Below are 322 nucleotides of genomic sequence, written 5' to 3'. Positions count from 1 at the left end.
CCCCCACCCTCCACAACCCTCATCCCCCATCCCCTACCCCCCCACACCACTCTCCCCTCACCCTCCACCACCTCACCCCCACCACTACCTCACCCCTCCCCATCATCACTCCCCCCACCACCACCATCCCACCCACCCATCTCCCTGACCTCACTCACGACCACCTCAACTCCCCCCTCACCCACCACCACTACTCCCCACTCACCCACATCCCCCCCACCCTCCCCCACATCCACCACCACCCGTTCCCCCACATCCTCACCCCCTTCCCCTCCCACCCCTGCTTCGACCTCACCCTCCACGCCCACCGTCACATCCACGT

At 66.8% G+C, this 322-nt stretch carries 1 protein-coding gene; it reads right to left on the bottom strand.

Features of this window, described 5'->3' with window-relative positions:
* Positions 1 to 89: 89 nt before the first annotated feature.
* Positions 90 to 322: hypothetical protein (locus tag FS507_RS19915; RefSeq protein WP_186314756.1), on the bottom strand; the 233-nt coding region annotated here is incomplete at its 5' end.

It is taken from the genome of Corynebacterium glyciniphilum AJ 3170 (assembly GCF_007673095.1).
Lineage (GTDB): Bacteria > Actinomycetota > Actinomycetes > Mycobacteriales > Mycobacteriaceae > Corynebacterium.
The sequence above is the reverse complement of the archived record's forward strand: the minus strand, read 5'-3'. Positions and strand labels throughout refer to the sequence as shown.